At 68.2% G+C, this 9,752-nt stretch carries 7 protein-coding genes and 2 pseudogenes; 3 read left to right on the forward strand and 6 right to left on the reverse strand.

Going from position 1 to position 9,752, the window contains the following annotated elements; translation table 11 throughout:
* Positions 1–169 precede the first annotated feature (169 nt).
* Positions 170–1,492, forward strand: coding sequence for a PP2C family protein-serine/threonine phosphatase (locus ACH4OW_RS38765; RefSeq protein WP_398033559.1), 1,323 nt, complete (start codon positions 170–172; stop codon positions 1,490–1,492).
* Positions 1,493–1,616: 124 nt separating this feature from the next.
* Here ACH4OW_RS38765 and ACH4OW_RS38770 read toward each other — a convergent pair whose 3' ends face one another.
* From ACH4OW_RS38770 to ACH4OW_RS38780, 3 genes are all read right to left on the reverse strand, one after another.
* A complete protein-coding gene (locus ACH4OW_RS38770) occupies positions 1,617–1,958 on the reverse strand; it encodes a DUF2516 family protein (protein WP_360125549.1) in 342 nt (113 codons plus the stop codon).
* Positions 1,959–2,074: 116 nt separating this feature from the next.
* On the reverse strand, positions 2,075–2,662 hold the full coding sequence (locus ACH4OW_RS38775) for a hypothetical protein (protein WP_398033562.1): 588 nt from the start codon (positions 2,660–2,662) through the stop codon (positions 2,075–2,077).
* Between the two features lie 34 nt (positions 2,663–2,696).
* Complete coding sequence (locus tag ACH4OW_RS38780; protein ID WP_360125553.1) at positions 2,697–3,128, reverse strand: helix-turn-helix domain-containing protein; 432 nt, start codon at positions 3,126–3,128, stop codon at positions 2,697–2,699.
* Between the two features lie 721 nt (positions 3,129–3,849).
* Between ACH4OW_RS38780 and ACH4OW_RS38785 the strand changes: the two are divergent.
* A pseudogene (locus ACH4OW_RS38785) lies at positions 3,850–4,698 on the forward strand (IS5 family transposase).
* Positions 4,699–5,143: 445 nt separating this feature from the next.
* Here the strand turns inward: ACH4OW_RS38785 and ACH4OW_RS38790 are convergent.
* The 3 genes and pseudogenes from ACH4OW_RS38790 to ACH4OW_RS38800 form a co-directional block, all read right to left on the reverse strand.
* On the reverse strand, positions 5,144–6,154 hold the full coding sequence (locus ACH4OW_RS38790; protein ID WP_398033564.1) for a hypothetical protein: 1,011 nt from the start codon (positions 6,152–6,154) through the stop codon (positions 5,144–5,146).
* A gap of 943 nt (positions 6,155–7,097) precedes the next feature.
* The gene (locus tag ACH4OW_RS38795) at positions 7,098–8,114 is read right to left on the reverse strand and encodes a hypothetical protein (RefSeq protein ID WP_398033567.1); all 1,017 of its coding nucleotides are present in this window, start codon (positions 8,112–8,114) and stop codon (positions 7,098–7,100) included.
* Positions 8,115–8,409: 295 nt separating this feature from the next.
* Positions 8,410–8,748 (reverse strand): annotated as a pseudogene (locus tag ACH4OW_RS38800) (transposase); the annotation flags it as partial.
* A 443-nt stretch (positions 8,749–9,191) separates the two neighbouring features.
* Between ACH4OW_RS38800 and ACH4OW_RS38805 the strand changes: the two are divergent.
* Entirely contained in the window at positions 9,192–9,662 is a 471-nt protein-coding gene (locus ACH4OW_RS38805; RefSeq protein ID WP_398033569.1) for a hypothetical protein, read from the forward strand.
* Positions 9,663–9,752: the final 90 nt, after the last annotated feature.

Here is a 9,752-nt window from a genome sequence, read left to right on the forward strand (position 1 = left end):
GGGCGGTGTGCCGTTGACCATTCCGTAACGCTCGGCGCTACCGCTATGGTCGCCTCTCGGTGCCCGGTGGCGCACCGTCCGGAACGACCGCCGGGCGGCGCGGACCGGGCACGGTGGCGCGCCGTTCGGCGGGCCCTCGCACCCTCGGGGGGAGGGAAGGAAGCAGAGCATGTCCGTACCCATACCGCGTCAGCGGACGGCCGTGCTGCCGCACGAGGCAGCGCCGGCGGGCGACGCACGCGACGGTGCGGAGCACCCGGCAGGGCGCACGGCGGAGCCGGCCCAGGCCGACGCCGGACTGACCCTGCTGCTCATCGGCGAGGACCCCACCAGCTCCGTGCCCGAGATGCGGGACGGGGAAGGGCGCCGGGTCCGCGTCCGCACGGCCCGCAACCTCACCGAGGCGGAACGGCTGCTCACCGACGACGTGCACTGCATCCTGCTCGACCTGGCGCCCGCCGCCCCGGACGAGCGGGCCGACCGGGACGCGCCGGAGGAGAGCGGCGGCCGCGACGAGCTGGGCACCCTGCGCGCGGTGCTGCGGCTGGCCCCCGCCCACGCCGTCCTCGCGCTGACCGCCGAGGCCGACGCCGAGCGGGCCGCCGAGGCGGTACGCGTCGGCGCGCAGGACTACCTCTTCCGCGACGAGCTGGACGGCGCGGTACTGAGCCGGGCGGTGCGGTACGCGGTCGAGCGCAAGCGCGCCGACCTCGCGCAGCGCCAGCTCACCGAGTCGCGGATGCTGGCCCAGGAGAACCGCCGGCTGGAACGCGGCCTGCTGCCCACCCCGCTCCTGGAAGGCTCCGACCTGCGCTTCGCGGCCCGCTACCGCCCCGGCCGCAGCCGCGCGCTGCTCGGCGGCGACTTCTACGACACGGTCCGCACCGCCGACGGCACCGTCCACGCGATGATCGGCGACGTCTGCGGCCACGGCCCCGACGAGGCCGCGCTCGGCGTCGAACTGCGCATCGCCTGGCGCACGTTGACCTTCGCCGGGCTCTGCGGCGACGAACTCCTGTCCACGCTCCAGAAGGTCCTGGAGCACGAGCGCGACAACGACGAGATCTTCGCGACGCTGTGCCTGGTGGACATCGCCCCGGACGGCCGGCACGCCGGCGTGTGCCTGGCCGGCCACCCCGCCCCGCTGCTCGCCAGGTCGGGCGGGGCGCCGCGGCTGCTCCCGTACGAGGACGGCGGCCCGGCGCTCGGCCTGCTGCCGGGCGCCCGCTGGCCGCGCCGCCAGGTCGTACTGGGCGGCTCCTGGAGCCTGATGATGTACACGGACGGCCTGATCGAAGGCCGGATCGGCGACGGCAACCAGCGCCTCGGCCAGGAAGGCATGGCCGAGCTGGTGGGCCGTCAGATGGCGGACGGGCTACGGGGCGAGGCGCTGCTCGACGCCGCCGTCACCGAGGTGCGGGACCTCAACGGCGGCGAACTGACGGACGACGTGGCCGTACTCCTGCTGGACCGGGGGCGCGTACAGAACTGACGCGGCCGGGGCATACCGGGACTGACGCGTCCGGGGCGCGTACCGGGACCGACACGCCAACTCCGCCGCCTCCCGCCGACTCCCGCCGCCTGCCTTCCGCCGACTGCTTCCCGCCGGCCGCCTTCTACCGGCCGCCGTTGAAAGGCCCGTACGGCCCGTCCGAACTCGACCCGCCGCGCCGCGGGCCCCGGCCGCCGGTGACCGCCTTGAGCGCGGGCCGCACGTCCACCGTGTAGACGATCACGGCGATCAGTCCGATGATCGGCAGGAACGACATCAGCGGCAGCAGGAACAGCAGCGCGGTGGCGAGCACCAGGAAGATCAGCCACATGCCCTTGGTCTGCTTGCCGGCCGCCCGGTAGGCGTCCTCCCGGCGCACGGCCGCGTCGACGAGCATGATGGCCGCGTACACGTTCAGAGCCAGTTGCACCCAGCCCAGTACGTTCTGGAACCCGTAGATCAGCACGCTTCCACCACCCGTTCGACTCGGTCCGCCGACGCCCCACCGTACCCGGAGAACGGGCCGGACACGCGTTGCGTGCCCGGCCCGCCTGCCCGTCGGGGCGTTACTTCGCCTGCTCGCTACTTCGTGTTCTCGCTGGGCGGCGTGGTCTTCTTCGCCGTGGTCTTCTTCGCGGGCGCGGGCTTCTTGGCCGCGGCGGACTTGTCGTCCGCTTCGGTGCCGGTCTCACCCTCGGCCTTGGGCTCCGTCACCGGCTCCTGCTTCGGCTCCGGCTCGATCGCGACCGCGAGGTCCTCGGTCGCCTCGGCGGTCTCGCTGCGCCAGGTCTGCACCGCGCCGCGACCGCGCTCGGCCAGCTCGTCGTAGCCCTCGCGCACCTTCACGGCGGCCTCGGCCGCCAGGCCCACACCCTGCAGCGCGGCGTCCTGCGCCTGCTGGCTGAGCTTCTTGAAGTCGGCGTCGAGCGAGCCCAGCAGCCGGGTCAGGCGCTCCTGGGCTTCCTTCGCCTCCTTGGTGACGCGGTCCTGCACGACCTTCGGGTCGGTGTTGCGGACGGCCTCGATCCGCTTCGGGGCCTCCTGGCGGATCTTCTCGACCAGGCCCGGGATCTCCCTGGCCTTCTCGGCGACGAGATCCACCCCGCCGGCCAGGGCGTACAGCGGAGTCGGGTCGGTCACAGCCTTGCGGAGGTCGTCGGTGATGGCCATGGCGTGGTTCCTCCTGGAATCGGTGGTCGGTCGCTCAGGTGGCGTGCGGGTCGCCGTCGGCCTCTCGGGCGTCCGGAGCGGATTCGTCCGTACGCGAGCTCTCGCTCTCGCGCCCGCTCTCGTACCCGTTCTCCTTGCGGAAGGACTCGTAGATCTGGAGCAGCACCTGCTTCTGCTGCTCGGTCAGCGACGGGTCGGTGAGGATCGCGCTGTGCACCTCGACCCCGTCGACCTTCCGCTCGTCGAGGATCCCGGCCTGCACGTAGAGCGTCTCCGCGGAGATCCGCAGCGCCTTGGCCAGCTGCTGCAGAATGTCCGCGCTCGGCTTGCGCAGCCCGCGCTCGATCTGGCTGAGATACGGGTTGGACACCCCGGCGGCATCGGCGAGCTGCCGGAGGCTCAGCTGCGCATGCCGCCGCTGCTCCCGCAGGAACTCGCCGAGGTTGCCGACGTTGAGTGATGCCATACCCCGATGGTGCGCCATCGTGCTAACTATTGCAAGCGGACGCTAGCAAAAGTGACGCGCCAGGCCCCGCAACGAGATCAGACGGTGAGGACGAGTGTCCATTCCCGGCCTCTGCGAATTCCCACCGGGTCTGCGATGTGAAGTGAGCGGGTCCCAGACGACCTGCACAGCGAGCTACCCCGCCCAGGCCACCTTCCCCCGACGGCAATGCACCCGATCCGGTTGTTGCACCTGGCTCGGGGAGAGTACGTCGCGGTGCCGCATCCGATGTTCTCGACCGTGCCTTGAGCAGGCAGGGCGTCGACTGTCAGACGGGTCAGGGTCTGGCGGATGGGGGCGTACCTGCCAGTGGACAGGAACCGGTTTCGGGCCTGGACCATGGCTGCGTCGCCACCGCTGGTGGCGCAGACGCCCGTCAGTAGGCTGATGCAGCCCTGACGTGCGATGTCGCGTGGACCGTCGGCCAGCACAGTGAGCCGCCGACCGGGTCGGAGACGGGCGCGGCACACCGGGCAGCCCAGCAGGTCGAGAAACGGTTCGAGGGCAGGGGGAACCAACGCAGGCACGAGATAGTCCTGGCAACGGCGAGGGAAGAGACCGTGCCTGTACGCGCTCCGAGAGGGTGTTGAGTCCCGTTGCTGGTGGTGTGGTGTCGCTGGTTGGTTAGTGATCGGGCGGTTCTTCTTTCGGGGCATGTCGTGTGCATGATGGGGTTGCGGGGATGGGGCGGATGCCGTACGCCACCGACTTGTCCGACGGGCAACGGGCGTTGATCGAGCCGCTGGTCACTGCGTGGAAGCAGGAGCGGGTGGCACGGTCGGCGGCCGGGGACTCGTGCTCCTGGGGCCTGCGTGAGTTCGTCAACGCGCTGCTGCAGCACCGGACGGGCTGTCAGTGGCGGCTCCTGTCACACGCTCTCCCGGCCTGGTCGGCAGTGTTCTCTCCTTCGCCCTGTGGCGCCGGGACGGCCTTGACCAGCGGATCCAGGAGATCCTGCGCTGCCAGGCGCGGGAGCGGTCCGGGCGATCAGGGGCCCGTCCCTGGTGATCATCGACACCCAGTCCGTCCGTGTGGCGGCCGGGGTGCCGAAGGAGACGACGGGACTGGACGCGCACCAGAAGACGCCCGGCAGGAGCGGCGCCTCGCCGTCGACGTGCTGGGCCCAATCACCGGTGTGGTGACTTTCGTCGCGAGCGCGCACGACAACGAGGCCGGCATCGCCCTGCTGGACCAAGCGGCCGAACGATACGGGATGCACCTGGGAAAGGTCCTGGTCGACCAGGGTTTCAAGGACGCCGTGATCATCCACAGGGCGGTGGAGGACATCATCGCCGCGGTGGTCCGCCGAAACCCCGAGGCCGAGGACAAGGGCTTCGTGCCGCAACCGAAGCGGTGGGTGGTTGAGCAGGTCAACGGCACCCTTACGCTGCACCGGCGCCTCGCCCGCGACTACGAGCACCGGCCCGACAACGCGGCCTCCCGCGTCTACTGGGCCTCCACCGCCGGCATGCTTCCCCGCCTCACCACCCCTGCTCCCACCTGGCGGGACGACATGGAACTGGCCGCGTGAACGTCCACGAACTCCTGCGGCTGCTGCAGACTGAACACAACGGGACCGACCAACGAGCCAACAGTCCGCACGAGCAGATCGAACGGCTCACCAACGAGCCCTCGACCAACGTCACCCGCTCCCGTCTGGAACGACTCATCCGCCAGAGACTCCTCGAACAACGCGGACGAGGCCGCTACCAGAAACAGACTCAACGCACCCTGAAGGCCGGGGTATCCACGAAGGAGAACCGGATGACCGCCCTCCGGAGACGCACAGTCACTTCGCAGCGATCAGCCGGCTCCGCCGGGTTCGCCACCCGTCCTGGGCTGGGACGCCGAGGCAGGCAGCCCATCTTTGTGCACAGCGTGCGCGCCGAGGCGTCCGGTTGCATCAGCCAAGCCGCGGCGGGCTGTTTGGCTGGGGCTTGGATCTGGGTGGCTGCACCGCCTGCAGTCCTTGCCGCTCAGAGGTGCGCCCGCACGAGGCTGAGGCTTTGTCCGGGGACCCGAATCTTCTCGGCGGTGCGACGGCTCGTCGGAGCGGATCCTCCATCATCGGCTGGGCTCGTCGCCTCACGCTGTGCTTCGGCGTCTGCGTAGCGGGAGTGCGTGCGGATGATGTCGGGCATGCGTTCGTTGGGTCGAAAGTATGCGATCTCCCACATCGCATCCGAGATCCACAGGTTCCAGGTCTTGAGCAGCAGTCCCAGCTGGAGTGAACTAACGGTGTTGCCGCGTCGGGGGCGGGCGGGGTTTTGGAAGTAGCGGCGAACGACCCACCGGGGGTCGGTTGTGTCCAGGTGCGCTCCGGAGATCAGCCCTTGGAAGAAGTCGTTGGCCTTCGGGGTGTTACCGCCGTCCCGGTGGACCAAGTATGCGCAGGCCAGTGATGCAGCGGGGGCGGAGTAGACCCCGCTCCTGAGCGCGGCCATGAGAGGCAGGAAGTTGGGAAGGTCTGAATAGGCGTCTTGGAAGAAGCGCACGATCTCGGCATTGGTGTAGACGACGGACCGCCATGCCGGCCAAGCAACGTTTCCGCGTTCGACATCGTAGAGCTGGAGCAGCCGGACGGTGGAGGAGATGTTCTTGCCGTGCCGTTCGACGCCGACGCTTGACAACGCGGTGGCCGCCGAGCGCGCCTTGCCGCAGTCCATGATCGTCGCTGTCGTGTGGGGAACGTCCCGTGCGATGAGGAAATTGCGCGGCACCTGACTGATGATCACCGCTTCGAGACGGTGCTGCCCCTGGAGCGCCGCCCCGTGCTCGCACAACGACAGCACATCCGGGTTGTAGTCGTCCCAGCTTCCGCTGGACATGTCACGCGCAAGCCGCTCAGCGTGCGAGGAATCCAACTTGCGCGGATTGCAGCCGTGACGCCGGGTCTGCTCCAGAATCTTCGCTGCCGCAGCAGGGGTAATTGTCTCGCGCACCGGCTCGGGCAGAGGTGCGAGGACGGACATGCTCTCGTCGTTCACGGGCGGACTCCGGTTGACTACGGGATAAAGACGATGAGGGGATTTCCGTGGTAATGCTTTGCATCCGCGCGGTGTCTTCCCAGCTCACGTCGCTTGACCACATGGCTTGAGGAATGTGGAGTCGGGCTCCGCCCGCCCGCCAAAGGCTCCGCTACCCCAAGACGCAGAGAGCAGCGAAGATGGTGAAGGCAAGGCGGGCGGACACCCGTTAGATGCGCGGGGGCCGAAACCCCCTGGGTGCTGTCACTCCGTATGTTCGTGCAGGAACGCAAAGGCTCCGCCGAACGTGCAGGCTCCTGCAGCCAGAGCGGACAGAGGCTGTCCGCCGGTGAGCGCCACGACGAAGCCTACGCTGTTGGCGAGAGCGCACGCCCCAAACAACACGAGCATTGTGCGCTGTTGGAACAGCGGGCTGCGTCGGACGGCTCTGAGTGGCGTGTGCGCTGGCGATGGGCAGTGGGCGGGGTCGGCACACGACGGCAAGACGTCCGCCGTATGGGCGATGGGTTCGCCGGGACACCTACGCCGCCACAAGGCGGCTGGTCTTTTGCAACCATGGGTCATGTCCGTGTGGATCCTTTCCGAGAGAGCACGGGCAGTGACGGGAGCCTCATGCGAGGGGGCTCCCGTCACGCTTCCATCATCAGGACAGACAGATCAACGACTGTTGCCCTGATCGGCCGTGTGGCGTGGGTAGGTGAAACCGGGTGGCGCAACAGAGCCCTCCGCGGCCGCGTTGCCAGGCGGTACTGCTTCCGCACCCGCCTCACCTGCGGGCGCACGCCCCCGGGGACGTCTTCTCGTGACGGTTTGTGCCACACATCGGAGACCGTGCAACGGTAAGAGCAGGACCCTTCCGGCGTCGGCCGGCGCCGCTCGCCGACCAAGCGCACGCCCGTGCACCCGCTGATAGCGGCCTCCCACAGACCATGAGTTGCCGACCTCATACCGGCATGCGGCCTTCATCCAGCGGCAGGTGCGCCTGAATGCCCGCCTTCCTGCCCGATCCAGGATTGTGTCCGGAGGTCCGGCGGCGTGTGGCAACGCGCGGCCCGTCCGTCCTTCTGCTACCGGGCGTGGGCGGCTCGATGACGTTGACGACATCGGGCATGCACTGGCTGGGCCGAAAGTAGACGAGCTCCCACGTCTGGCCGGTGGCCCATAGGTTCCACGTCTTAATCAGGATCCCCAGGTGATAAACGCTGGTCATGTTGCCACGGCGAGGGCGGGAGGGGCTTTGGAAGTAGCGGATGGTGACCCACCGGGGGTCGGACGCATCCAGGTTGGTACCCGAGGCCAGCCCTTTGAAGAAATCGTCGGCTCTCGGGGTGCTCCCCCCGTCTCGGTGAACCAGGTAGGCGCAGGCGAGCGAAGCGGCCGGGGAAGAGGACAGGCCCTTCTTCAGGGCGGTCATCAGAGGCAGGAAAGTTGCGAGGTCCCTGTATGTGGTCTGGAAGAACCGCACGATCTCGGCATTGGTGTAGACGACGGACCGCCAGGTAGACCACGGGATCTTGCCGCGTTCGACATCGTAGTGTTGGAGCAGCCGGACAGTGGAGGAGATGTCCTTGCTGTGTCGTTCGACGCCGACGATTGACAACGCGGTGGCCGCCGAGCGCGCTTTGCCGCAGTCCATGATCGTCGCCGCCGCATGGGGAACGTCCCGCGCAATGAGGAAGCTGCGCGGCACCTGACTGATAATCACCGCTTCAAGGCGGTGCTGCCCCTGCAGCGCCGCCCCGTGCTCGCACAACGACAGCACATCCGGGTTGTAGTCGTCCCAGCTTCCGCTGGACATGTCACGCGCAAGCCGCTCAGCGTACGAGGAATCCAACTTGCGCGGATTACAACCGTGCCGCCGGGTCTGCTCCAGGATCTCCGCTGCCGCAGCAGGGGTGACGGTCGAGCGCTCCAGGCCAGGCAGCGGTGTGGAGGCAAGCACGGGGTCTTCGTCGTTCACAGTCAACTCCGGAGGCGTACTGGCGTATGGCAATCAGGAGACACTTCGCGTGCCGCCCCATCCGAGCAGCTCAAAGATCGCTCTTCCAAACTGACGTCACCCAGTCCAGTGACACCGACGTACGGAAGCACATCGACTTGGCGGTCGGCTGCCCCCAGCCCTGCAGTACACCGTCAACGAAAGCGCATTACGACGCCACCCGATCCGCGACGACGTCGACAGGCCCCGCGGTGACAGTGCATGGCTTTGTCGATGATTACGAACAGCACATACCGATGATTTCTCATGCTGTTTGTCAAGCCGCGAGAGCGATGGGCGGGATGGGTTCGTAGCGCCGCCCATCGCGCAGGAGGGCCCAAAGGACGTCGACGCGGCGGCGGGCAAGGGCAAGCACGGCCTGACTGTGGTGCTTGCCCTCGGCGCGTTTGCGGTCGTAATACCGGCGTGACTCCTCGCAGTGCCGGATGCTGAACAACGCCGAGGTGTGGAAGACGCGCTGAAGGTGACGGCTGTATCGGTGAGGACGCCGCAGGTGCCCACTGATCTTTCCGGAGTCACGAGGGACCGGGGCGACACCGCCGAATGCGGCGAGGCGGTCGGGGGTACCGAAGACAGTCAGATCACCACCGGTGGCACGGGAGCACAAGCGGGGCAAGCGGGTCTCTCACGCTCCGGACTACGTCGCTCGGTTCGAGGACGGGCGGGGGCTGGTGGTGGACTGCCGGCCGCTGAACAGGATCGACGCACGGTCGGTGGCCGAGTTCGCAGCAGCGCGAGCTGCTTGTGAGGCAGTGGAATGGGGGTACCGCGTCGTCGGCGAGGTGGGTCCGGTCCGGATAGTGAACGTCCGCCGCCGGCGGGATACCGGCATCCACGGCACGGGGCCGATGACGGGCCCGTGGCTCGGTCGCTGGCCCTGTTCTCGAGTCCGTCGCCGATGGTGCCACAGGCTACCCTGCTCGGTGATCCGATCGCGGTGTTGCCGACGGTGTTCCCCCTGCTCTGGCCGGGACGGCTGACAGCGGATCTGTCGAGACCTCTGTCGGATGCCACGCTGGTGTCACGGGCGGAGGCTCGGTGAGCGCGCGTCTGGGGGCACGGGCAGTGTTGAGGGTCGGGGATCGGGTGCACCTTGATGACCGACTGCACACGGCCGTCGGCCTGCCCGGGATGACGGTGCGGCTCCTTGACGAAGCCGGGTCGACGAGCCTGGTGTTGTTGTCACATCTACTGACCTCGGAAGGCTTTGAACTCATCGGCCACAGTGCCGACCAGGGGCGTATGCCGCCGTTCGCGCTGTTGGACATCGTTCCTGCCCGGGAATCGGAGAAGGCGGTGGCCTGGGAACGGCATGTGACCGAGGTGGAGTTCGGCAAGCCGCTGGATGCTGATCCCACAGCTCTGCCTCGTCCGGTATACGACGAAACCCGCCACACGATGGAGGAGCGGGTGGCAGCCAGGGCGGCGGAGCTGCAGGCTATCGGCTGGCAGGCGAGTCTGGGGAGACGGTTCAGCGGATGCGCAGTCGCTACCGCGAGCAGGGGCTAGTGTCCTGAGTCGGGAATTCGATTCAGATATCTGGCGAGGCGTTCGAGGATCTCGTCGGCGGTCTTGGTCCAGGTGAAGGGCTTGGGCTCC

The sequence above is a fragment of the Streptomyces sp. NPDC017056 genome (assembly GCF_044332485.1).
GTDB lineage: Bacteria > Actinomycetota > Actinomycetes > Streptomycetales > Streptomycetaceae > Streptomyces.

Excerpts from the sequence above, each read along its gene's own strand:
- ACH4OW_RS38765 (WP_398033559.1), top strand. The coding sequence starts at position 170 with ATGTCCGTACCCATACCGCGTCAGCGGACGGCCGTGCTGCCGCACGAG.
- ACH4OW_RS38775 (WP_398033562.1), bottom strand. The coding sequence starts at position 2,662 with ATGGCCATCACCGACGACCTCCGCAAGGCTGTGACCGACCCGACTCCG.
- ACH4OW_RS38780 (WP_360125553.1), bottom strand. The coding sequence starts at position 3,128 with ATGGCATCACTCAACGTCGGCAACCTCGGCGAGTTCCTGCGGGAGCAG.